At 46.3% G+C, this 22,397-nt stretch carries 20 protein-coding genes; 15 read left to right on the plus strand and 5 right to left on the minus strand.

Annotated features, from left to right (window positions below):
- Positions 1–4 precede the first annotated feature (4 nt).
- The gene (locus ACKTT9_RS09335; protein WP_127457431.1) at positions 5–721 is read left to right on the plus strand and encodes a response regulator transcription factor; all 717 of its coding nucleotides are present in this window, start codon (positions 5–7) and stop codon (positions 719–721) included.
- Between the two features lie 158 nt (positions 722–879).
- Positions 880–1,962, plus strand: coding sequence for a Gfo/Idh/MocA family protein (locus ACKTT9_RS09340; protein WP_407871324.1), 1,083 nt, complete (start codon positions 880–882; stop codon positions 1,960–1,962).
- A gap of 56 nt (positions 1,963–2,018) precedes the next feature.
- On the opposite strand, the gene ACKTT9_RS09345 is transcribed toward ACKTT9_RS09340, so the two are convergent.
- Complete coding sequence (locus tag ACKTT9_RS09345) at positions 2,019–2,897, minus strand: helix-turn-helix domain-containing protein (protein WP_407871325.1); 879 nt, start codon at positions 2,895–2,897, stop codon at positions 2,019–2,021.
- A gap of 117 nt (positions 2,898–3,014) precedes the next feature.
- Here ACKTT9_RS09345 and ACKTT9_RS09350 point away from each other — a divergent pair, with 117 nt between their 5' ends.
- Positions 3,015–3,866: a phytanoyl-CoA dioxygenase family protein gene (locus ACKTT9_RS09350; protein ID WP_407871326.1), complete on the plus strand. Its 852-nt coding sequence runs from the start codon at positions 3,015–3,017 to the stop codon at positions 3,864–3,866.
- A 9-nt stretch (positions 3,867–3,875) separates the two neighbouring features.
- Here the strand turns inward: ACKTT9_RS09350 and ACKTT9_RS09355 are convergent, their stop codons facing one another.
- Complete coding sequence (locus tag ACKTT9_RS09355; protein ID WP_407871327.1) at positions 3,876–4,754, minus strand: helix-turn-helix domain-containing protein; 879 nt, start codon at positions 4,752–4,754, stop codon at positions 3,876–3,878.
- A 123-nt stretch (positions 4,755–4,877) separates the two neighbouring features.
- Here ACKTT9_RS09355 and ACKTT9_RS09360 point away from each other — a divergent pair, with 123 nt between their 5' ends.
- Complete coding sequence (locus ACKTT9_RS09360) at positions 4,878–5,651, plus strand: phytanoyl-CoA dioxygenase family protein (RefSeq protein ID WP_407871328.1); 774 nt, start codon at positions 4,878–4,880, stop codon at positions 5,649–5,651.
- A 398-nt stretch (positions 5,652–6,049) separates the two neighbouring features.
- Positions 6,050–6,838: a DUF975 family protein gene (locus tag ACKTT9_RS09365; RefSeq protein WP_407871329.1), complete on the plus strand. Its 789-nt coding sequence runs from the start codon at positions 6,050–6,052 to the stop codon at positions 6,836–6,838.
- Positions 6,839–6,908: 70 nt separating this feature from the next.
- Here ACKTT9_RS09365 and ACKTT9_RS09370 read toward each other — a convergent pair whose 3' ends face one another.
- The gene (locus ACKTT9_RS09370; RefSeq protein ID WP_407871330.1) at positions 6,909–7,700 is read right to left on the minus strand and encodes an HAD family hydrolase; all 792 of its coding nucleotides are present in this window, start codon (positions 7,698–7,700) and stop codon (positions 6,909–6,911) included.
- Positions 7,701–7,955: 255 nt separating this feature from the next.
- Between ACKTT9_RS09370 and phnX the strand changes: the two genes are divergently transcribed.
- The 8 genes from phnX (at position 7,956) to ACKTT9_RS09410 (ending at position 16,732) form a co-directional block, all read left to right on the plus strand.
- Positions 7,956–8,765 (plus strand): phosphonoacetaldehyde hydrolase, encoded by an 810-nt coding sequence (gene phnX, locus ACKTT9_RS09375; protein ID WP_407871331.1) that lies wholly within the window; start codon positions 7,956–7,958, stop codon positions 8,763–8,765.
- A gap of 5 nt (positions 8,766–8,770) precedes the next feature.
- Positions 8,771–9,877 (plus strand): 2-aminoethylphosphonate--pyruvate transaminase, encoded by a 1,107-nt coding sequence (gene phnW / locus ACKTT9_RS09380; protein ID WP_407872998.1) that lies wholly within the window; start codon positions 8,771–8,773, stop codon positions 9,875–9,877.
- A 133-nt stretch (positions 9,878–10,010) separates the two neighbouring features.
- Positions 10,011–11,114, plus strand: coding sequence for a putative 2-aminoethylphosphonate ABC transporter substrate-binding protein (locus tag ACKTT9_RS09385; RefSeq protein WP_407871332.1), 1,104 nt, complete (start codon positions 10,011–10,013; stop codon positions 11,112–11,114).
- A gap of 131 nt (positions 11,115–11,245) precedes the next feature.
- Positions 11,246–12,283, plus strand: a complete 1,038-nt coding sequence (locus ACKTT9_RS09390; protein ID WP_407871333.1) for a putative 2-aminoethylphosphonate ABC transporter ATP-binding protein — start codon at positions 11,246–11,248, stop codon at positions 12,281–12,283.
- A complete protein-coding gene (locus ACKTT9_RS09395; RefSeq protein WP_407871334.1) occupies positions 12,284–14,005 on the plus strand; it encodes a putative 2-aminoethylphosphonate ABC transporter permease subunit in 1,722 nt (573 codons plus the stop codon).
- A gap of 47 nt (positions 14,006–14,052) precedes the next feature.
- Complete coding sequence (locus tag ACKTT9_RS09400; RefSeq protein ID WP_407871335.1) at positions 14,053–14,841, plus strand: DeoR/GlpR family DNA-binding transcription regulator; 789 nt, start codon at positions 14,053–14,055, stop codon at positions 14,839–14,841.
- Positions 14,842–14,891: 50 nt separating this feature from the next.
- Entirely contained in the window at positions 14,892–15,911 is a 1,020-nt protein-coding gene (locus ACKTT9_RS09405; protein ID WP_407871336.1) for a hypothetical protein, read from the plus strand.
- Positions 15,908–16,732 (plus strand): hypothetical protein, encoded by an 825-nt coding sequence (locus ACKTT9_RS09410; RefSeq protein ID WP_407871337.1) that lies wholly within the window; start codon positions 15,908–15,910, stop codon positions 16,730–16,732. The genes ACKTT9_RS09405 and ACKTT9_RS09410 overlap by 4 nt, the downstream gene beginning before the upstream one ends.
- 540 nt (positions 16,733–17,272) lie before the next feature.
- On the opposite strand, the gene ACKTT9_RS09415 is transcribed toward ACKTT9_RS09410, so the two are convergent.
- Together ACKTT9_RS09415 and ACKTT9_RS09420 are read right to left on the minus strand one after the other, a co-directional pair.
- Positions 17,273–17,818, minus strand: coding sequence for a hypothetical protein (locus ACKTT9_RS09415; RefSeq protein ID WP_407871338.1), 546 nt, complete (start codon positions 17,816–17,818; stop codon positions 17,273–17,275).
- Positions 17,819–18,045: 227 nt separating this feature from the next.
- On the minus strand, positions 18,046–19,734 hold the full coding sequence (locus ACKTT9_RS09420) for a DUF2339 domain-containing protein (protein WP_407871339.1): 1,689 nt from the start codon (positions 19,732–19,734) through the stop codon (positions 18,046–18,048).
- Positions 19,735–19,894: 160 nt separating this feature from the next.
- On the opposite strand from ACKTT9_RS09420, the gene ACKTT9_RS09425 reads away from it, so the two are divergent.
- Both ACKTT9_RS09425 and ACKTT9_RS09430 read left to right on the plus strand, forming a co-directional pair.
- Positions 19,895–20,173 (plus strand): hypothetical protein, encoded by a 279-nt coding sequence (locus ACKTT9_RS09425; RefSeq protein WP_157322909.1) that lies wholly within the window; start codon positions 19,895–19,897, stop codon positions 20,171–20,173.
- Between the two features lie 454 nt (positions 20,174–20,627).
- Entirely contained in the window at positions 20,628–22,385 is a 1,758-nt protein-coding gene (locus ACKTT9_RS09430) for a glycoside hydrolase family 2 protein (RefSeq protein WP_407871340.1), read from the plus strand.
- Positions 22,386–22,397 lie beyond the last annotated feature (12 nt).

The raw sequence follows: 22,397 nt of genomic DNA on the forward strand, positions 1-22,397 counted from the left end.
TCCCATGGCACAAAAAATATTAGTTATTGAAGACGAGCCTACCTTGGCTCGATTGTTATCGTACAATCTTTCCCAGGAAGGGTATCATACAAAAGTTGTGGATCATGGTGGAGATGGTCTGCAAGAAGCGCTTCAGCAGTCCTATGATTTAATTATTTTGGACATTATGCTGCCGGGCCTGAATGGGTTTGAGGTGCTGGCTAAGCTTAGACAAAAAGGAAATAGCACGCCAGTTATTATCTTAACGGCCCGCAATGCAGAAGATGAGGTTGTCCAAGGCTTGAAGCACGGAGCGGATGATTATATCACGAAGCCTTTTGGTGTAGCGGAGTTGCTGGCACGAGTATCCGCCGTATTGCGCAGAACGATGTCGGAGGATGTCACGGTAGACAAGCAGGGAACGAATGAGAAAGTCATTCAGGCCGGCGAACTATTCATCTATCCAGAGAAATATGAAGTCGTTCTGAATGGCGAATCGATTCCTTTGAGACCTAAAGAGTTCGAGGTACTGCTGTATCTCGTACAGCGTCCAGGCGTAGTCGTGACGAGAGATGATCTTATGAATATTGTTTGGGGCTTTGATTATATCGGCGGACAGCGTACCGTGGATGTTCACGTAAGTTCGCTGCGCAAAAAGCTGGAGATGAATCAGCAATCTGTGCAGATTGATTCGATTCGCGGGGTCGGATATAAGCTGGTGGCGTCGATTATCAAAAAATAGGGAGCCTAGGGTGCTGGTGAAACAGCTGCCCGGGCTTTTTTTTTGCCTAGATAACACAATCGGATATAATTATCGCCAGATCAGAAATTTTATTTTTGCAGGTTTTTGATATACTGATAAATAGTACGAGCTCAGACGAAAACCTAAGGAGGACCATCATGTCCAAAACGTATCGAATCGCCATTATCGGCTGTGGAGGCATTGCCAACGGCAAACATATGCCAAGTTTGAACAAATTAAAAAACGTAGAAATGGTTGCTTTCTGTGATATTATTCCTGAAAAAGCGCAAGAAGCTGCCGACAAATATGGAAAAGGCGAAACTCGCGTATATGAAGATTACCGTGAGCTTCTGAAAGACAGCACAATTGATATCGTTCATGTTTGCACACCGAATGATTCGCATGCAGAGATTACGATTGCGGCATTGGAAGCCGGCAAACACGTAATGTCCGAGAAGCCGATGGCGAAAACAGCAGCAGATGCTCGCCGAATGGTGGAAGCAGCGAAACGCACAGGCAAAAAATTGACCGTTGGTTACAATAATCGTTTCCGCAGCGACAGCCAACACCTGCACCAACTTTGTTCGGAAGGTGAGTTAGGCGATATTTATTTCGCCAAAGCTCATGCGATCCGCCGCCGCGCAGTACCAACATGGGGCGTGTTCCTTGATGAAGAGAAGCAAGGCGGAGGTCCTTTGATTGATATCGGGACGCATGCCCTCGATTTGACGCTGTGGATGATGAACAATTATGAGCCGAAAGTTGTTCTTGGTACTTCGTATCATAAATTGTCCCAACGCGAAAACGCAGCAAACGCATGGGGCCCTTGGGATCCATCCAAATTTACGGTGGAAGATTCTGCATTCGGTATGATTACGATGAAAAATGGCGCAACCATTATTCTTGAATCAAGTTGGGCGCTGAATACACTAGAAGTCGATGAAGCTAAGTGTACACTTAGCGGTACAGAAGGCGGCGCGGACATGAAAAATGGCCTTCGCATTAACGGCGAAAAGCACAGCCGCTTGTATACAACAGAGGTTGAGCTGAATGCCGGAGGCGTTGCCTTCTATGATGGCGAAACGGAAAACGCGCCTGATCTGGAAATGCGTCTTTGGATTCAAGCCATTGAAAACGATACGGATCCAGTCGTTACACCGGAGCAAGCTTGCGTCGTTTCTGAGATTCTAGAAGCAATCTACGAATCCGCTAAAACAGGTAAAGCTGTTTATTTCGACTAATTTCAACGATTTCCCAGGAAATAACCAAGAAATAAAGAATCCCCTTTTTCGAGTGGTTAAGCTCGAATGAAGGGGATTTTGCTTTTTTTTAGCTCTCCTGGCGTTAGACCGGTTCGTTTCTTAAAGGTTTTGGAGAAATGATGCAGATCCGCAAATCCGCAATAGCTGGCAATGGATTCCTGACTAAGATCCGTATGGGTCAGCAATTCTTTGGCATGATTCACCCGCATGTTCATCAAATATTGGTGAGGGGAGATGCCATAACGCTGTTTGAACACCATGCTGAATCGGGAGATCGACAGATTCGCTCGTGCGGCCATATCCGCTAAGGAGATAGGATCACTTAAATGATGCGAAAAGTAAGAAGTAATCCAATCAAACGACTGTGACGTTGTGTAGGGTTCTTGATAGTAGGTCTCTAATAAAGAGAGGATGATCTCAGTAACTAGATGCTGCGTCTTAAGTTGGATGAGCGGATCCTGCTTCTCGGCTTGCTCGATAACTTGCAGCAGTGTTTCTTTCAATTTTAACGGCTTGGACGGTTCAACCTGCACAGGCATTTCCACCCCGTACAAGTCTCTGATGGTTGGCTGTAAGAGATGCTGATAAGCCGATAAATCAATTTGTCCTGGGCGGGTAGGAAAACTGTGCTCACGTTCAGGGTTAAAACTGAGATCAAAATGAATATACGGCGTAACGGTATTCGTTAACCCTTCCAAAGACAGTAAGCTGCCGAGCTGCACTAGGCAAAATTGACCAGCATTAAACATATATTTTTTATGATCGACATGGAAACAACAAGTGCCTTCTTGAATGTAGACCAATAAATAATCAAGTAATCTGCGCTCCGGGGAAGACCATGGTTTACGAACTGCAAAGTCGCTTTGTCTAACGAATGGCACGATGGGATGTTGTTTCAGAAAATCGCTTAGCATCGAAGATCCTTTCCACTTCAGTTGTTTTTGACAATAATATAACCTTGTTTGACAAAGATTTGGGACAGCTTGAACCCTATAATAAAGCTATAATTATACAAATTGAGGTGATCCTAGATGAGTATGAAAGAAACAAGCCATACCCAATCGTTGCCTTCTTTGGAAGACAGCTATATCTTGTCGGAGCAGCAGATACAAAGCTACCAGCAGAAAGGGCATATTTTACTTCGTCAGGTAGCTAGCCCATCGGAAATTACTTCTTACGAGCCGGTTATTACGGATTTAGTGAAGGAACTGAATTATCATAACAAACCGGTTGAGCAGCGGGATACGTATGGCAAGGCTTTTATCCAAATCTCTAACTTGTGGGAAAAAAGCGAAGCAGCTCGCAGGTTCGTATTAGCCAAAAGATTTGCCAAAATCGCAGCGGAATTGATGGGCGTCGAAGGCGTGCGCATTTATCATGATCAGGCTTTGTATAAAGAGCCTCATGGAGGACACACCCCATGGCATCAAGACCAAATCTACTGGCCGCTGGATACAGATAAAACGATTACGATGTGGATGCCGCTGGTGCCCATTTCCGAAGAAATAGGATCCATGACCTTTGCTTCTGAGTCCCACCGCATTGGTTACATTAACAAAATGGTGATTTCCGATGAATCCCATCGTACTTTAGCCGGTTATATTGAAGGCAAAGGGTATGAAACGATGTCCCATGGCGCAATGGAAGCCGGAGATGCAACATTTCATGCCGGGTGGACACTGCACAGCGCGCCTGGGAACCCGACGGATGCCATGCGCAAAGTGATGACGGTCATCTACTATGCGGACGGACTGCATATTGCGGAGCCGGATAGTAAAGCGCGCGAAAGCGATTTGAAAACGTGGTTTCCTGGCGCTAAGCCCGGCGATTTGGCGGCAACCGCCCTTAACCCGTTGGTTTACAGCCGATCCGCCGCACGATAGCCATTGCTGCTACCTGTTGGTTTGTTCCTGTTTGCGGAACTTGCCGGGGGGTAGCTTTTTTTCTTGTTTGAACGTATGAGTAAAATAATGAACGGATGAAAAGCCGGTAACCTCCGAAATGTCGTTAATCGACAGCTCACTTGTCAGCAGCAGGTGGGCTGCTTGGCGTATGCGCTCACTGCGGATGAAATCCGTATAGGTTTCGTGAATTCCCTCGGAAAACAAGCGCGAAAGATGGCGCTCAGAAACATTGAGATAGCCGGCGACATCGCTAAGGTGAAGTGGTTGAGACAGGTTGTCACGGATATAGAGTTTGGCCCGCTGCAGCAGGATGTTCGTATTTTTACGGATGACCATAGGTTTGCCAGTCTCTTTACCAAATAAGCTGAGAAACGACACGAGAAGTGTGTAGGCTAAGGTTGGAACTGCGGCAACAGGCAAGCTGCCATGATCCTCACGAATCAAAAGTGACTTCCACAAGAGGGCCGTCGGGTGATGGTCACCATCATACAGACAAACCTCGGCATGCTCAGCTAACTCCTGAAAGGCATCCCGCATCGCATCTTCACTTTGTGTTTCATCCAATTCAAATGCGACGAACAGAATAAAGAGACCCTTTTGGGTGCGGATTTGATGTTTGATGCCGGGTCGAGAGCAAAAGTGGGTGCCTGCGCGCAGCGGGTAGAGGACACCTTCTTCGGTATATTCACCTTCTCCGCTAATGACATAGCAGACTTCAAAGAAAGAATGTTTATGGGGTTGGTTATCGAATAGGCATGGATCTACGCCCCAATATTGAATTTTAAAGCATGCCGCAGGTCCATGAATGACGGTTGCCACCTCGTTCAGCAGGGATCTGGTTTCTTTGCACAAGTACACATGCATCATCCTTCATGTCCTTATTTTGCAAAAAGCTGTCCTTTGCAGAAAAAGACAGTTCTCACTCTCATTCCTTATAATTATAGATAAGAAAGCGGTTTATAATCAACTTCGATGATGGAGGAATGAATAGTGATTACTCGTGAGGATGTAGAATTTTATAAAGAAAATGGGTATTTGCTTGTTAAAGGGGTATTCAATCAGCAAGAAGTAGAGGAAATGAGGCAAGCTGTAGAAGAAATTATTATTCGCGCCGCTGAGGCAAAAGCAGACCGTAATGATCAATGGAGGGGCGATTTCCTTCCACCGGAAGAGCTGAAGAAGCTGGTTTTAAAAGGCTTCCACGACGTGCACTATCACGATGCTGCGTTTATGCGCGCTGTGATTCATCCCAATATGGCGGCTGTGCTGCAGCAAATCATTGGACCTAACGTGCAGCTGCATCACTCCAAAATGCTCGTGAAGCCGCCGGAAAACGGTGCTGCCTTCCCTATGCATCAGGATCACCCTTACTTTCCGCATGAGAAACATACGATGCTAGCTGCAAGCGTGCATTTGGATTATGCGGATGAGGAGAACGGCTGCCTGCGAGTAATTCCGGGCTCACACCGCACAGGCAGCATACCGCACGTGGGTCAGCATTACTTGAATCACAAAGAGTATCCCGTCAAAGAAGGCACGCCTTGTGTGGCAGAAGCTGGCGATGTGCTGTTCTTTAACTACTTGACGATTCATGGCTCGGAATCGAATCGGAGTTCCAGAACAAGACGGAACGTGTTGTTCCAGTATCGGGATCCGAGCGATTTCCCGACGGAAAATACGCATTTTGACTGGGGCATGGGCCTCATGGTCACAGGGAAAAACCCGCATTTCACGAAGGTGAAACCGGAATATAAAATTCTTTAAGGATGAGAAGGCGCCTGCGGGTGCCTTTTTTTGTTTGATGTGTAATGCTCCAGCTTGAAGCTGCAGATAATGAACACGTGTGATGCTTTGTTGTTGGAGCAGAAACGCTACTAGAGAGTGGAACAGAGGTATGTTGTGCGTGGAGTTCAGCTAACGGACACAGGAAGCGCTAATTGGTGGGAAAACAGGACTTTGGAGTAACTAACGGACATACGAAGCGCTATTCGCCGAAAATGGGTGGAAAATCAGTTGAAACAGGTACAATAACGTCATTTGGGCCCGTTAGAATTTTTTTTGTGAACATTCAGCGGAATAGCGGCACTGGAGTCCGTTAGAAGTTGTTGCTTCACGCAAAGGGTTCTACTTTTGGACATTCTGTTGTAGGATAGTTAGTAAATATGTGGAAATTGGAGCGTGATTTCTTGGACTGGACGCGAAGAGAACTAAAGGGGCGAGCCAAGCAAGTCTTGCGAACGTCCTACTGGAAGGCTTTTCTCGTAAGCCTGCTGTTAACGGTGCTGAGCGGAGGGGTGTCGAGCTGTTCCTTTAATTCGAACGGAGGAACTTCGGTCAAATTCCCCTTGACCGGCAGTCACGACAGTTGGACCGATTTTTATAACAGCCCGGTATTTGTTGCCGTCGTTGTTGGAGCGATCTTGTTATTTATCCTCCTTATCCTTGCTTCCATTGCTTTTCATGTTTTTGTTACAGCGCCTTTCGAAGTGAGCGTTATGCAATATTTTAAACAGGCTGCCTCTGAAGATGTGAATATGAATTATCTGGTCTACTCGTTTCAAAAAGGCAGGTATCTAGCTATTGTCAAGGGAATGTTCTGGAAAAATTTTCTCAACTTTCTGTGGTTTTTGCTGCTGATCATTCCGGGAATTGTAAAAGGTTATGCGTACAGCATGGTGCCCTTTCTTCTGGGAGACAATCCAGGGATTGGCACGAAGAGGGCGGTTGAGCTTAGCAAACAGATGACGAATGGCCATAAATGGAAAATGTTCGTATTGGACCTCTCTTTCCTTGGATGGTATATCCTAGGTTTCCTGGCACTTGGCATCGGCGTTCTGTTCGTCATGCCGTATGATCATTCGACCAAGGCTGAACTTTATAAAGTGCTCAGGCAGCAGGCGTTGTATGATGGGCTTAGCAACAGCAAGGAATTGAATCTGCCCGAGGTATGAATCATAGGCGGGCATATAAGAAGGACTTTCCCAATAAGGTCACACTAGACCTTGTTGGGAAAGTCCTTTTTCATGGCTGCACGATTTCTAGCAGCTCCACTAGCGCAGCGATTTCATGGCTCGGCAAGTTGTGCGGCGGCGCCGTCCGCTGATGATGATTGATCCAAACATTTCGCATGCCTATCGCTAAAGCTCCCTTGATGTCGGTATCCAGATTATCACCGACCATGAGTGCTTCTTCCGCCGTGACACCAAGCAGCTCCAAAGCGTGCTCAAAAATAGACGGATCAGGTTTCCCGCGGCCAAAGGTACCGGAAATCAAGATATGATCAAAGTAATCCGCCAGACCCGGAATACTATCTACCTTCTCCTGCTGCAGGTCAGGCGCGCCATTCGTCAACAAAAGCAGCTGATATTTCGGTCTTAAAGCATCTAATACTTCGAAAGTGGTTTCATACACTAACGGACGTTCTCGACGCTCCTCAGCAAACCTCAGCGCTAGCGTTGCGCCTAACTCTGGATCGTTAACGCCTAGTTTGAGCAGGCCCTGCGTCCACGCGCTTTTTTGATACTCTGGCGCTAATTGGCCCAGTTCCAGAAAGGCAGGATGCTCTTTCGCGTCAAATCTTCCCCACAGCGCTTCCAAATGGGTGACTTCAATCATTTTAGCATAGTCATAACAGGCCATTTCCTCAAATAAACGTTCGGATAATGCGCGCACCACGTGCTCTAATTCGGACGGGTTTACGTTCACGGAAGCTGCCGCTGCCTCGCAAGTCGCCTCAAATGCTTCCTGGATACTTCTTTCATCCCACAATAACGTATTATCCAAATCGAAAATAATCGCTTTGATCGGCTTCATTTCTATGATCCCTCCCAGTGTCCTATCCTTAATTTCCAACATAATAACAAGGAAGTCAACAGAAAACTGAAGGACGGATTTCGAGTAAGAGGATGTCGAAACAACGAAATCAAATTAAATCAAATTAAAAACACAAATTTTACACGCGTTTAACGCTGCGATTACAAATGCGGGTTATTATGTACCTATAGACGCAACCAAAACCAACAAAAGGTGCTCGAATAACAAGTCAAACAGTCATACAGGAGGGTTTCAATGATACAAGCAGTTGTTTTTGATTGGGCGGGGACGATGGTGGACTATGGATGTTTTGCTCCCCTTAACGTATTTATGGAGGTCTTCAGAAAAAGAGAGATTGCTATCACCTTGTCAGAAGCGAGAGCGCCGATGGGACTTCTCAAACGCGATCATATCAGCGAAATTTTAAAAATGGAACGTGTCGCCGGCTTATGGCTGGAGCGCTATGGTCAATTGCCGCAGGAAACGGACGTTGACGCACTATATGCAGATTTTGAACCGATGATGCTGGCTGTTGTTCATGAATATGCTGAACCTGTCCCTGGTGCGCTTGCACTCGTAGATCGTTTACGTCAAAACGGCATTCGAATCGGTTCCACAACGGGGTACACGGCTGAGATGATGGCGATCGTCACGGTCGAAGCGAAAAAGCGCGGGTATGCGCCGGACCACTTGGTTACCCCAAATGATGTGCCCGCAGGACGTCCATATCCTTGGATGATCTACGAGAACGCGGCTGCTCTGAACGTGTATCCCATGTACAACGTAATAAAGGTGGGAGATACGGTCAGCGATATAAGGGAAGGCGTCAACGCCGGCACTTGGACAATTGGTGTGGTACTAGGAAGCAGTGAACTGGGCATGAGTGAAGCGGAAGTGGAAGCTTGTGATCCTGAAGTTCTAAAGGCGCGCATGGAAGCAGTCACGGCTAAGTTCCAAGAAGAAGGCGCTCATTATGTCATTCAAACCATTGGCGAGCTGGATCAGCTTATTCCGGTTATTAATCAAAAACTTCAAAGAGGTGAACGTCCATGTCAACAACGATGAATCAATTGCCGGACAATCCTTATTTATTGCTTACACCAGGTCCTCTATCGACGAGTAAAAAAGTAAAAGCAGCGATGCTGCGCGATTGGTGCACATGGGACCAAGATTATAATCAACTCGTCCAGTCGATTCGCAGCCGATTAGTGACAATGGCTTCGAGCAAACCGGATGATTACACAACCGTGCTGATGCAGGGAAGCGGAACGTTCAGTGTTGAATCGGTCATTGGATCAGTGATTCCCAAAGACGGTAAGCTGCTTGTTTTGGCTAACGGAGCTTATGGCAAACGAATTGCCCAAATAGCGGATGTCCTCGGCATCTACTCGATCGTTCTGGATGCGGGGGAAACGAAGCCGGTGAATGTTAAGCAGCTAGAGGAAGTGCTGAAGGTGGATTCGCCGATCACGCACGTGGCGGTTGTTCATGTGGAAACAACGACGGGCATGATGAATCCGATCGCTGATGTTGCTCGCATTGCCAAGCAATACGGCAAAACGCTGATTCTCGATGCGATGAGTTCTTTTGGCGGTATCCCGATTGATATCGCGGAACTGGACATCGATTACTTAATTAGCAGTGCCAATAAATGCATCCAAGGCGTGCCAGGTTTTGGTTTTATCATTGCGCGTAAAGAATCACTGCTCAAATGCAAAGGAGTAGCACGTTCCTTATCATTAGATCTCTACGATCAGTGGGAGACTATGGAGCAAGGTAACGGCAAATGGCGTTATACCTCGCCAACGCATACCGTTAGAGCATTTGATCAAGCGCTCCAAGAGTTGGAGGAAGAAGGCGGCGTTGCGCGCAGATTCGAAAGATTCAACCTTAACCAACAAACGTTGGTTGCCGGCATGCAGCGGATGGGGCTGCAACCCTTGCTTCCGATTGAGCTGCAGTCGCCGATCATTACTTCCTTCTTGTATCCGGATTCGCCTGTGTTTTCCTTTGATGAGTTCTATGCACGCATTAAACAAGAGGGCTTTGTTATCTACCCAGGTAAAATAACAGCCGCGGCTACGTTCCGAATCGGCAACATTGGTGATATTCATGGGCCCGACATTGAACGTCTGCTGCAAGGGATCGAAAGACAGTTATTTTGGAAAACAACTTAAAAACAACAAATAAAATATAAATACAAATATTTTACGTGTATTTAATACTGATTTTACAATTCTAAATTATACTAATATTTATCAGGTGATAGATAGTCAAACCGATAATTCGAATGAAGGTGGGAGTAAGAAGATGAAGAAATCATTGGGAAGTGCAGTAGCGTTGTTGACAGTTGCTTTAATGTTAGGGGCTTGCGGCGGGAAAGCGGTTGGTACAGACGGAGCGAAGACAAGTGCTGCTCCAGCAGCAAGCGCAAGCGCAGATGTAACAGTGGATACAAAAAGCAAGGATCTAACGGTTTACACGGCTTTGGAAGATGATCAAATCAAAACTTATCTCACGACTTTCAAAGCGAAATATCCAGATGTAAAAGTCAACATTGTTCGTGATTCCACGGGAATTGTGACAGCGAAATTACTTGCTGAGAAAGACAATACACAAGCAGACGTTGTATGGGGCTTAGCGGCAACAAGCTTGCTTGTTCTTGACCAGAACAGCATGTTAGAGCCTTACGCGCCAAAAGGCGTAGAGCGTATTCTTCCTGATTTTAAAGACAAAAATGCAGTAACGCACTGGGTGGGTATCGATGCTTGGGAAACAGCGTTTATCGTGAACAAAGTTGAGATGGAGAAACGCAAGCTGGCCATTCCTCAGTCTTATGAGGATCTGGTGAAGCCGGAATATAAAGGGCTGATCACTATGCCGAATCCTTCGTCTTCAGGGACTGGTTTCTTAACGGTTTCCGGATTGGTTCAATTGAAAGGCAATGACGCTGCATGGGATTATATGAACAAATTGCATAACAACATTGCGATGTATGTTCACTCCGGTTCCAAACCTGCTAAATTAGCCGGTACTGGCGAATATCCAATTGGTATTTCCTTTGGTTACCGCGGCATTCAAGAGAAAAAAGCCGGTTCACCGGTTGAAGTTGTCTTCCCGAAAGAAGGTTCCGGTTGGGACGTTGAAGCTAATGCTTTAATGAAGAAAAAGGTCGTGAAACAAGTAGCGAAAGACTTCTTGGATTGGGCGATTACGGATGATGTGATGAAAGAATACAACAAAAACTACGCCATCCTTGCGGTTAAAACAGATTCTGCCAAAATCCCTGATGGTTACAGCGTAGATCCGGTCAAACAGCTTATCAAAAACGATCTGAATGACGCTGCGAAAAAACGTGACAGTGTTCTAGCTGAGTGGGACAAGCGCTTCAACGCGAAAAGCGAACCAAAATAATAAACGGCAAACCGAGAAAGAGGCTGACTGCGAACCATGCTTGCAGCAGCCTTTTTTCTATCACCTTTTTACAAAGCGATAACATATCACACTTATACTAGAGCTAATAAGACTAAGGAGGCTGCTTGATCATGACACAAGCTTACTTGTCCATTCAAGGGGTAAATAAAACATTTGGATCTTTCAGCGCTTTGAACAATATTCATATTGATATTCAGAAAAATGAGTTCATTTGTTTATTAGGCCCAAGCGGTTGCGGTAAAACAACATTGCTTCGCATTATTGCAGGATTAGAAAAACCGACACAAGGACGGATTACGGTTGACGGGAAGGACATTACCCAACTGCCGCCAGCGAAAAGAAATTTCGGCATGGTGTTTCAGTCGTATGCGCTTTTTCCGAATCTTACGGCTTATCAGAATATAGCTTATGGCTTGCAAGGAAAGAAATGGAAGAAAAAAGAGATTGATGAGAAGGTAAGGGAAGTTTTGAACTTAGTGGATCTGCTGCACCTCCACGATCGCTACCCGGCACAAATGTCCGGCGGACAGCAGCAGCGTGTGGCATTGGCTCGCGCTATTGTACTGTCTCCAGATTTTTTGCTGCTGGATGAACCTCTTTCCGCGTTAGATGCCAAAGTTCGGGTGAAACTCCGCGAGCAAATTTGCGAGCTGCAGGACAAGCTTGGCATTACAACCGTGATGGTCACGCACGATCAAGAGGAAGCGCTCACGATGGCCGATCGCATTGTGGTGATGAAAAACTCCGAAGTTGTGCAAATGGGAACGCCGGAACAAGTCTATGAAACACCGAATTCAGCATTTGTCGCTGATTTTATCGGATCGATTAATTTCTTGGAAAACGGGGAGCAAGAAAGTCTTGCGCAGCGTAGAAGTCTTGCCATTCGTCCCGAACATATTCGCCTTTCAGCCTCTGGATCAAGCAAAGGAGTGAAGGCGGTTGTCAAGCATGTCGAGTTCCGCGGAGCTTTCTACCGAGTGACGCTTCAGTTAGCAGCAGGTAGCAGCTACCAGAATGTACTGCTTGCCGTAGATGTATCTTCGCAAGCTGCGCATCAACTGAGAATTACCAAACATTCCGAGGTATTCGTAGAATTCCCGCAGGAAAAGATGATCACATTCCCAGCTGATTCTATGGTAGGTGCCTAAATGAACAAGGGAATCGTCAGCATGAATCCGCCGATCCGCCGTCACCTAGGAGCATTTTTTACATTACAAAATGTGTTGATTGTCGTGCTCGTGCTCACTTTAACAACTAGCACTCTGATTCCGTTAATCCTCTTATTTAGCAAATCTTTGCTAAATAAGAATGAGGAGTTTATTGGATTGGCTAACTTCGTCCAATATTTCTCTACGCCTTCCTTGCTTCAATCGTTAACAAACACGATCTGGATTTCAGTTCTATCTACCGTACTTGCCGTTGTTCTCGCATTCGCGTATGCCTATGGCATTAGCCGTACGGCTATTCGGGGCAAAAGTTATTTCCGCTATATTGCGTTATTGCCGCTTTTTCAACCGACGATGATGCATGGGATTGCGCTTACTTATTTGTTTGGGAATCAAGGCATGGTTACGCACGGTTTTTTCGGACTTTTGCCTGGTATAAGGATACCGATCTACGGTCCCATTGGGATCGTCATCTCTGAAGTCATTTACTTATTTCCTCAAGCTTTTCTGATTTTTATCACAGCTTTGTCAATGACCGATCAGCGACTGTATGAGGCCGCGGAATCGCTGGGCGCGAATAAATGGAAGACCTTTTTTACGGTGACTTTACCCTCCGTTAAGTACGGCCTCATCAGCGCCATTTTCGTCTGTTTCACAGCCAGCTTTACGGATTTCGGAGCTCCTCAGGCAATCGGCGGAAAGTTTAACGTGCTTGCCACGGATATTTACAAACAGGTTATCGGCCAGCAAAATTTGTCCATGGGTGCGACAGTGGGGATCCTGCTCACGATTCCAGCTATCATTGCTTTTGCTGTGGACCGATTCGTAGAGCGCAAACAACGTTCGCTGCTCTCTTCCAAGTCAACGCCCTATCGGGTACCGGAAGGACGAGCTCGGGACAGATTTTATCGTACATTTTGTATCATCGTCTCGATTGCTATTTTGGTGCCTTTATTCACGATTGTTTTCGCTTCCTTAGTGAAGGTGTGGCCTTACAATATCAGTTTAAGCTTCAAACATTATGATTTTTCCAGTGTGGCAGGATCAGGTCTGGAACCGTTTTGGAATTCACTGCAAGTCTCACTCATCACAGCAGTGGTGGGGACGATCATGACTTTTGTTTTTGCTTATTTGATTGAAAAAACCAGATCGTTGAAAGGATTGCGTCAAGTGGGTTACTTCTTGTCGATTTTACCGCTTGCGCTTCCAGGTATGGTCATCGGTCTTGCCTACATTTTCTTCTTTAATGATTCCAGCAATCCGCTGAATTGGATTTATGGCACTATGGCGATTATCGTGCTTGCGAACATCACGCATTTCTATGCAGTTCCCTTCATTACCGCTACGACTGCGCTGAAAAAGCTGGACAAGGAATTCGAACTCGTTTCGGAGTCTATGCGTGTTCCTTTCTACCGAACATTTTTACGGGTCACAGTGCCCATGTCCCTTCCGGCTATTATCGAAATCGCCATGTACTTTTTCGTTAATTCCATGGTTACGGTGTCTGCGGTGGTGTTCCTCCGGGCTGCTGATATGAATCTTGCGGCTGTTGCTTTAGTGAATATGGAAGATGCAGGCGACGTAGCTGCCGCAGCGGCAATGTCTACCCTGATCGTTGGAACGAATATTATCGTTCGTTTGTCTTATGAGTTCATTTTAAAAAAGGTAAAAAAGCGCACGGCTGCTTGGCAAATGCCGAAGTAAAGCCCTATCATGCAAAATGTGATGCATAAATTGGAGGGTCTAACCTTATGTCTTTGATTGGTGAAGAGCGAAAGAATTATATTCTCAATCAGTTGAATTTGGATGGCAAAGTGAAGACGAATGAGCTGGTTGAAGCTCTGGATGTTTCATCTGAGACGATACGTCGTTATTTGGAAGAGTTGGAAGATGAAAATAAGCTGAAACGGGTATATGGCGGTGCGGTCAAAATTAATTTGTCCCGAGACGAGCCGTCACATTTGAAGAGAGAGGTGCTGTACGCGGATGAGAAGCGGAAAATCGGACGTGCAGCAGCCACTCTCGTGGAGGATAATGATGTCATTTTCATCGATGACGGCACTACGACCTTGCATATCATCGATTATTTGCTAAACAAGAAAAACCTGACAGTTCTAACGATCTCCATACCTGCCCTGTACCTGTTAATTGACTACAAAAACAAAGGATTGTTCAACGGGGACATCTTTTTAATTGGCGGTAAGGTGAATGCCCTGCACTCCAGAGTCACAGGCTTGCTGGCTGAGAAGATGGTGGAAAATTTCAATGCGGATAAAGCGTTTTTATCTGTGGACGGCATGATGCTGGACAAAGGGATTACAGGTTTCGAAGAAAGTAAAGGCCAACTGACACAGAAAATGATGAAATATGCCAAGCAAAATATCGTGCTCTGCGATCACTCCAAGTTCGGGCTCGTGCAATTCTACAAAATTGCCGATTTAAGAGAGATCGATCTCATTGTCAGCGATGTGGCTGCCCCAAAAGAATGGTTATACGAATTGCAGAAAAAAGGAGTTGTATGGGTCTCATCGGGCGATTAACTGTGTTATGATTGAACGGTAATCATGACAAATGTTGGGAGCTGATTCGTTTGTCGGTACAACTGAAAGTGGCGCGATCCGCGGGTACGGTTGGTATTTTCAAACATGCCGTCACGATGGTGATGGGGATGTGGCTGATTGTCGGCTTGTTTATCGATGGCTTTGCCCATAATCATGGGGCGGTTGAGACTTTTTTTACGCCATGGCATGCTATTTTGTACTCCGGTTATTTGGCCTGTGCGATTTGGATTCTTATTATTACTTATCAAAACAAAATAAAAGCCCATCATGCTACTTGGGCAGCGTCTATTCCTACGGGCTATAAGCTCGGTGTCGCCGGTGTCATCATCTTTTTTATCGGCGGTATCGGCGATATGTTATGGCATACGATATTTGGCATTGAGAAAAATATCGAAGCGCTCTTAAGCCCGACCCATCTGATTTTATTGACCGGGGCGCTGATGATTCTGACCAGCCCGTACCGCGCGATGAGTTATGCGGAGAAGGACATTTCTCCGAGCTTTCGCCGGCTGCTGCCTGCCTTGACTTCCGTGGCGCTGACCTTTGCCGTGATGGCTTTTTTTCTTATGTATGCCTGGTCGTTTCGTCAGAATTTATGGATGGCCAGGGAAGAAGACGCAGTGGCTAAAGCAGTTGTGGATTTCCTGATTACAACGATGCTGCTCGTTTTGCCTATTATGCTAGTGATGAGAAGGTGGAAGCTGCCTTTCGGAACGGTGACCTATTTCTTTGTGTTTGAGGCGGTATTGATGGCGGTGCTGGATGGGTTCTCGCACTATGGTTCTATCGTGATTCTGCTCATTAGCGGGATAATCGGTGATTTGCTTTTGAAATCGATCAAAGAAAAAGAAGCTGGAGCGTGGCAGTATCGCGGCGTTTTCTTCCTGCTGCCGGTTCTTATTTGGAGCCTGTATTTTGCCGATTTGCGCTTGTTTCACACGTTAGATTGGTCTCCTGAGCTGTGGGGTGGCACGATCTTTATTTGCGGCCTCTGTTCGATGGGATTAAGCATGCTGACGGCACCGCTCACGACTGGAAGAAAACAATGAAGCAGCTTGTCATCCTTCTCATGGGTTTGGCTGTTCTCTTAACCGCTTGTGGGAATCAAAGTACGACTATGGATATGTCAGGGATGCAGATGTCTGGGAATATGGAGGCCATGCCGACACATACCCACAGCGATGACGCCATTGCGCATTTCTCGGTTGCCATGGATCGTTACATGCCGGGTGAAGAGGCGACGATCACGATTCTTATCCAGGATAAATGGAATAAACCGATTGATCGTTTTGACCTCATGCATGAGAAGCTGATGCATCTGATCGTGGTGAGCAAGGACCTGTCCTACTTTGATCATCTTCATCCGGAGCATGTCGGTCAAGGCCAATTCACCGTCAAGACGAAATTCCCTGCCAGCGGCTATTATCAGCTGATTGCTGATTTTACTCCGCAAGGAAGCGGAGAGACGGTGCAAACGCACTGGGTCACGATGAAGGGGAAAGAGCCGAAGATGACGGTTCTTCAACCGGATACCTCGTTGACGAAAGAGGTGGGCGGCAAGGAAGTAACGCTTGCTTTCGACCATCTCATGGCGGGGATGGGGCTGGATATGATCTTCACGATCAAGGATGCCCGGACGAAACAGCCGATCACCGATCTGCAGCCCTATCTGGGCAGCTTGGGGCATGTGGTTGCCATCAGCGCCGATGCGAAGGAGTATGTCCATGTCCACCCGAATGAGCAGAAGGGTTCAGGACCTACGGCAGCTTTCACGATTATTTTCCCAAAGAGCGGAGTTTATAAAATCTGGGGCCAATTTCAGCATCAGAATGAAGTATTTATCGTACCTTTTACCATAAAAGTGCCATAAAGGCGTTACGTTTACAATTTGAACTTAATTTTGTAATCAAAAAGAAATATGTTATTCATCTGGCTTTAATGAAGCGGGCTTATAATAGAACTCGACCCCCTTTAAAATATATATATCTTAAGACCCGCAGCCCGTTGCTGTGGGTCTCTTTTTGTAGATGAGGGGTAGCGTGTTGCGCTAAGTAATCATAGCTCGGCGGTTGGCCACCTTGCGCCAAGTAATTCCATTTACTCAGCATGACCGCCTTTTTCTAGGGGTCCTCGCTCACATGTCTATGTATGTTGTACTTTGTACAACATACAACAGCTTTAAACCCCGCTACCTGGCTCTTCATTGCACAAAGTACAATGAATTCAATCAATATAACGTGAAAATCACTCTATTCTGTCTTTTACGTTGCACTTTGTACAGCGTAGAAGGTGGTTTCGGCCATCTTGATGCCGCTAAATTGCAAAAAGTGCAATTTAGGAGAAGGTATCGGCCATTATTGAAGAAAAAGACAGGTCGAATCTCAGATTCGCCTGTCTTATGTCGATATGCTTATTTTTTCGCTACGTCGGAGATAACGAATTTGTCATTTACTTTTTTCGTTGTATAAGTGGCGCCGTCTTTCGTCGTGAATTTGACTTGATCCGCCGTATTTGCCGTGTCAAATGTAACGTCTGCTTTGGTTGTATCTAGCAGGTTCGTCGGGAAAAAGGAAGTCGGGTTCGTTACAATCGCTCCGTCCGCTTGCTGTTCCGTCAAATAGTGGGCTGCCAATTTATCAGCCATTGCGGCATCGAAGTAGCTGGAAAGGAATTTTACAGCTTTCTCTTTGCTATCAGCGGCGATAGGGTTAAGGATCAGCTTGCCATCTTTGGATTTAGCTTCTCCGAAGAGGAAGCCGACCTTCTCTTGAGAAATTCTAGCGCCGATGTAGCCTTTCATGTTAATCGTATCCTGTGTTTCCGCTGTTGCTTGCGGGGAAGCTGCTGCGCTTGGAGACGGGCTAGTCGCTGTATTTTTTGGTGCGGAGGAGCAAGCTGCTCCAGTCACCATCATTGTAAGCAGGATCACGCCTGCGGCTGTTTGTTTCAATGTCATGAACGATACACCTCTTCATCTGTATGAATGTATTTATTTGTAAATAAATACATATTATATTCAATTTAAATAACCACAAGTGTAGAATATACGCTATTTTGAGACGTAATGCAATGAATTCAAGGAAAGTTCACATTCTATTTTGTCCCTGAAAAAGTGAAAAAAACCCTCATTTCCACAAGATAAGTGGAGATGAAGGCGTCTCGATTGCGTCTATGATAGCTTGTTTATTTACGCTTATAAAACAACCTGGAAATCCCAACGCCAATGGCTCCAAGTCCGATAAACAGGATCGCACGAATGGCGGTAGACACATCTGGCAGATCAATGAAAATAATTTTGAGCAGGGTTACAAACAAGAACAGGATGCCGATTAGATTTGCTTTTGCTTTTCGAACAAATAGTCCTGCGACAATCAAGAGCACTGCATAAATCGCCCAAACACCGGAGAGAACGAGATGTTGGTAATCACTATTGAGCGCTTTCGTTAAGGCATTCGTTACTTGTGACACGAAGATGAGGAGCAGTATGAATGCCATCCATAGCAAAAGAAGTGAGATGCGTGACGGCGCAAGGCCTTTCTGGGCAGAAGAGCGATAGAACGCATAAAGGCCGCCGATGGTAGCCACAAGTACAAGCCAAGCAAAAGTTTCATGTGAACCGATATCATGGATCGGATGGGTGAGAACGAATAGCATCCCGATGAAATAGGTAAGAGATCCGCTGATTTGCTGCAGCCTGCTTTGGAAGCGGACACCCAGGTAAAGCGCGATGCCGCCTTCGACTAGCAGCGCTGATCCGGCTTGATCGGCATGGAGGACGAAAATCAGCCATAAAAAGATGCTGAATGTTGCGATGGATACATGGACGGAGAAGGCCCTCTTTTGCAAGTAAAGCCAAGAGGAAGTTCCGATGTATAAAAGCGACCATAGAGCCAGCATCCATTCATAGACGTGCCTATCGCTGGCAGCCGTGCCGTAGAAACCGTATGTCCAGGCTGCGACGAGGCCAAAGCTTAAGAATAACGTAATGCGCTGTCCAATTCGGCTGTCTTCCGAACGCAGGAGTGTTATGCCGAAAAGGAGCAGGTGCTGCAAGATGATAACGGTTAGCACGGCAGGTTTGTCACTCGCTGCATGGCTGAGCAGGTTCGAAATGAGCAAAGGCAGATGGAGTACGCCAAAGGCGGTGAAATAAGCACCTCGGAAGGCGTAGCGCAGCGATAACACCATCATAGCCATGGAGAAGAGACCTTCATAGCCAGCGAAAACCCACATATTCGGATGCGCAGAATCGACCATGAACGGAACAAGATAACCCGCAAGCAAGGTAATAATCATGAGGGCTTGTGAACGATGGCGAATCGCTATGAACACACTAGCTGTAATAGAAGCAATGTAAAGCACAAAAGCAAGCCAGGACGGGATCAGCTCAAACAGCATGTGGGCAGCGAAAAGGGATAAGATCAGAACCCCGCTTGCTCCGCCGAGCAGCACTTGCCCCAATGCTGCGCGTTTACGGCGTATTTGCGTTTCCCCTTGCCAATACATGAGGCCTGCTGCGACAACTCCGAGTATGCAGCGGACAGGCTCAGTAATGAAGCCGGCGCTTACGGCTGCTGTAAATCCCCAGAGCACGCCAAGCAGGAAGACGATGATAAAAATGCGCGGCAGCCAGACGCGGGCAATCAAGTGCTCCCAATCTCTTGGGGGAGCAGGCTCTTTGGCGGGAACGGCGGGAACGGTTTCCTGCTGGAGGAGCGGGCGCGGAGCGTGCTGGGAATGCTCGCTAGCAGGAGCTGATGCCTCTGTGCGTTCAGATCCTGATGCACTTGGTCGGTTAAGTGCATGGTCCAGCAGCAGTTCGAGCTCTTTTACTCTTTTTTCCAATGCGGCTACTCGTAATTCTAGATCCATGATAGCCCCCTTTGTTATGCGTATTTTAGGTATGTTTTTCCATCTCATTCTATGTTAACATGGGCCTGGCAAGACGTGTAGGCTGACGGAAAAAATAAAAGCGGGACAACTATGCTACAATAGTCATAAACACGAATAGGACATTAGGAGATGAACCGTCATGAGTAAGGAATTAAACGAACAAGAGCTTATCCAATTTATCGTAGAAAAATCAAAAGCAGATGCCAAACAAATTCAGCTCGTGCTGAAATATGAGAAAGCGTATATTCTGAAGGCTGAACAAAGTTCCAAAGGGGAAGTGGACATCGACAGCGACGATTTGATCGATCATATTCTGAGCAGACCGGATGTGAAGTTGACGGAGCTCGCGGTGGACACTATTTTGGAAGCGGAAATGGCCTACTTAATGAAACATGGATTAGCCGGTTACATGGATTAAGGAAAGAGGACGATGCAGGGGATTTCCCGGTGTCGTCCTTTTTTCATGCGCTATGATGGCGTGTTAGTAGGGAATTATTGTGGAACCAGGGGCGCTATTTCACCAACTTCACGCAAAAACATCACATGACGGCTGAATAAGGTCCTGTAGTTCCCACACAGTGAGGAAACAGCGTGTTTCTCTTCAAATAGAGGCCTCCAGTTCCCTTGAGCGTACCCTTAGCAGAATCCCCTTGGAAATGCTAGGCTTGCCCACGGTAATCTCGCCGCCCGAATCATATATCACGCGTATGACAAAGGAGGTCGTGGGCACGCCACGCATGCACTTATAATAACTTACAAGTTAATTGAATAACATGTATTGACAGAAAATGAGCTTGGGATGATAATAGTCTTAGTTGCAATGGACTTATTTAATTAACTTATTAATTAACTTTATGGAGGTAGCGTTACCCATGACGAATCAACCCCGAGCAGATTACCCAAGGCCACAATTTGTACGAGACAGCTGGATGAACCTGAATGGCGAATGGGAATTTGAATTTGATGATGACCGCGTAGGCAGCAAAGAGAAGTGGCATTTAGGGAACAAAGCGTTATCCAAAAGGATCCAAGTGCCGTTCGCTTTTCAAAGTAAATTAAGCGGTATTGGCAGCAATGAATTTCATGATGTTGTCTGGTATCGCAGAGATTTGGCGATTCCGGATTCCTTTGCAAATAAGCGGATTTTGCTCCACTTTGGAGCTGTTGATTATGAGGCGTCCGTTTGGGTGAACGGTACTTTGGTTGCTACGCATGAAGGTGGGCATACGCCGTTTCACGCGGACATTACCGATGCTCTTCAGTCAGGTACAAATAAGTTGGTTGTTAAGGCTGTTGATTACAGCACAGACGTGACGCTGCCTAGAGGCAAGCAGTACTGGCTCTCCGATTCAGCGAGCATTTTCTATACGAGAACAACGGGTATTTGGCAAACCGTATGGATGGAAGCGGTAAGCGCCGATGCTTATTTAGATAAAGTGAGAATTACGCCGGACATTGATAATAAGCAGGTGGAATTGCAATTTTTCATTGAAGCCGCCAAAGCGCATGAGAAGCAGCAGGTGAAGGTTGAAATTTCTTTTAAAGGCAAACTTGTTTCTGAGGACACATATTTGTTGAAAGACAGCGTGGGGACAAGAGCGGTTCGTCTGAATGATTTTAATGATCACGGACTTGGCGGTTGGTGGACGCCGGAGCGTCCGAATTTGTACGATGTGACGTTCACACTGTTGGTCGATGAACAACCTGTTGACCAGGTGACGAGCTATTTCGGGATGCGTAAAGTGTCGATCGAGAATGGCAAGCTTTGCCTTAACAACCGTCCTTATTTCCTGAAAATGGTGCTGGACCAAGGTTATTTCCCAGATGGCAACTTGACGCCGCCGAGTGATGAGGCGATCAAACAGGACGTAGAACTGACGAAAGCGATGGGCTTTAACGGAGCGCGTAAGCATCAGAAGCTGGAAGATCCTAGATATCTGTACTGGTGCGATCAGCTCGGACTTGTTGTCTGGAGCGAAGCGGCTAACGCTTATGAGTACACGGAAAAGTATGTAGAACGGTTTACGAAAGAGTGGCAAGCCTCTGTCGATCGCGATTACAACCATCCATCAATTATTGCATGGGTGCCTTTAAATGAGAGCTGGGGAGTTCCTAATATCCAGATTGATAAAAGGCAGCAGCAGCACGCGCTGACGATGTATCATTTGACCAAATCGATTGATTCGATGCGTCCTGTTATTTCGAATGACGGTTGGGAACTGGTGAAAACGGATTTGTTCGCGATTCACGATTATGAGTGGCGGGAAGAGGTCTTGACAGAGCGTTACAGCACCAAAGAGAAAGCCGTTCATGCGATGCCGGCTAATCGCCGCCTGTTTGTCGAAGGTTTCCCTTATGAGAATCAGCCGATTCTGGTTACTGAGTTTGGCGGGATCGCTTATAAGAAAAGCGAGTGGGAAGGCTGGGGTTACTCAGGTGCAGAAAACGATGAAGATTACGAGCAAAAGCTGCGCGCCGTCATTCGTCCGCTTCTGAACTCCGGTGTTGTTCAAGGTTATTGCTATACGCAATTAACGGATGTGGAACAAGAAATTAACGGTTTGCTTACGTATGATCGGAAGCCGAAAATTCCGGTTGAACTGATTAAAGCGATCAATGACCGTAAATAAAAAAAGTCGGGG

The sequence above is a fragment of the Paenibacillus sp. P36 genome (assembly GCF_045866505.1).
Taxonomy (GTDB): Bacteria; Bacillota; Bacilli; order Paenibacillales; family NBRC-103111; genus Paenibacillus_E; species Paenibacillus_E chondroitinus.

Coding starts and splice junctions, on each gene's coding strand:
- ACKTT9_RS09335 (WP_127457431.1), top strand. CDS start 5: ATGGCACAAAAAATATTAGTTATTGAAGACGAGCCTACCTTGGCTCGA.
- ACKTT9_RS09340 (WP_407871324.1), top strand. CDS start 880: ATGTCCAAAACGTATCGAATCGCCATTATCGGCTGTGGAGGCATTGCC.
- ACKTT9_RS09345 (WP_407871325.1), bottom strand. CDS start 2,897: ATGCTAAGCGATTTTCTGAAACAACATCCCATCGTGCCATTCGTTAGA.
- ACKTT9_RS09350 (WP_407871326.1), top strand. CDS start 3,015: ATGAGTATGAAAGAAACAAGCCATACCCAATCGTTGCCTTCTTTGGAA.
- ACKTT9_RS09355 (WP_407871327.1), bottom strand. CDS start 4,754: ATGATGCATGTGTACTTGTGCAAAGAAACCAGATCCCTGCTGAACGAG.
- ACKTT9_RS09365 (WP_407871329.1), top strand. CDS start 6,050: ATGTGGAAATTGGAGCGTGATTTCTTGGACTGGACGCGAAGAGAACTA.
- ACKTT9_RS09370 (WP_407871330.1), bottom strand. CDS start 7,700: ATGAAGCCGATCAAAGCGATTATTTTCGATTTGGATAATACGTTATTG.
- phnX (WP_407871331.1), top strand. CDS start 7,956: ATGATACAAGCAGTTGTTTTTGATTGGGCGGGGACGATGGTGGACTAT.
- ACKTT9_RS09385 (WP_407871332.1), top strand. CDS start 10,011: ATGAAGAAATCATTGGGAAGTGCAGTAGCGTTGTTGACAGTTGCTTTA.
- ACKTT9_RS09390 (WP_407871333.1), top strand. CDS start 11,246: ATGACACAAGCTTACTTGTCCATTCAAGGGGTAAATAAAACATTTGGA.
- ACKTT9_RS09395 (WP_407871334.1), top strand. CDS start 12,284: ATGAACAAGGGAATCGTCAGCATGAATCCGCCGATCCGCCGTCACCTA.
- ACKTT9_RS09400 (WP_407871335.1), top strand. CDS start 14,053: ATGTCTTTGATTGGTGAAGAGCGAAAGAATTATATTCTCAATCAGTTG.
- ACKTT9_RS09410 (WP_407871337.1), top strand. CDS start 15,908: ATGAAGCAGCTTGTCATCCTTCTCATGGGTTTGGCTGTTCTCTTAACC.
- ACKTT9_RS09415 (WP_407871338.1), bottom strand. CDS start 17,818: ATGACATTGAAACAAACAGCCGCAGGCGTGATCCTGCTTACAATGATG.
- ACKTT9_RS09420 (WP_407871339.1), bottom strand. CDS start 19,734: ATGGATCTAGAATTACGAGTAGCCGCATTGGAAAAAAGAGTAAAAGAG.
- ACKTT9_RS09425 (WP_157322909.1), top strand. CDS start 19,895: ATGAGTAAGGAATTAAACGAACAAGAGCTTATCCAATTTATCGTAGAA.
- ACKTT9_RS09430 (WP_407871340.1), top strand. CDS start 20,628: ATGACGAATCAACCCCGAGCAGATTACCCAAGGCCACAATTTGTACGA.